The 392-nt window shown below is 63.0% G+C and carries 1 protein-coding gene; it reads left to right on the forward strand.

Annotation, left to right across the window (positions count from 1 at the left end; translation table 11 throughout):
• Positions 1 to 392, forward strand: a 392-nt coding sequence (locus tag AC1DD3_RS22160; RefSeq protein ID WP_476882536.1) for a transporter substrate-binding domain-containing protein, incomplete at both ends; no start/stop codon positions are given.

Here is a 392-nt window from a genome sequence, read left to right on the forward strand (position 1 = left end):
CTTGAAGGATGTGAAGCTCGCAAAGCCGGGCACACTCACCATCGCCACCACCGGCACTCGCTTACCCTTCGGCATCAACGCGACCGACGACCAGAAGGTCATCGTCGGCTCCGAGCCCGACATCGCCCGGCTCGTCGCCGACGGCCTCGGCCTGAAGCTCGAACTGGTGCAGGTGGCCTGGGCCGACTGGCCGCTGGGCGTCACGTCCGGCAAATACGACGCGGCGATCTCGAACATCACGGTCACCGAGCAGCGTAAGGAGAAGTTCGACTTCTCGACCTACCGCAAGGACCAGCTAGGCCTGTATGCCGGCGCCAAGAGCGGCATCAAGGAAATCACCAAGCCGGAAGATATCGCAGGGCTTAAGGTCATCGTCTCGTCGGGCACCAACC

Source organism: Arthrobacter sp. 05T444 (assembly GCF_056395905.1).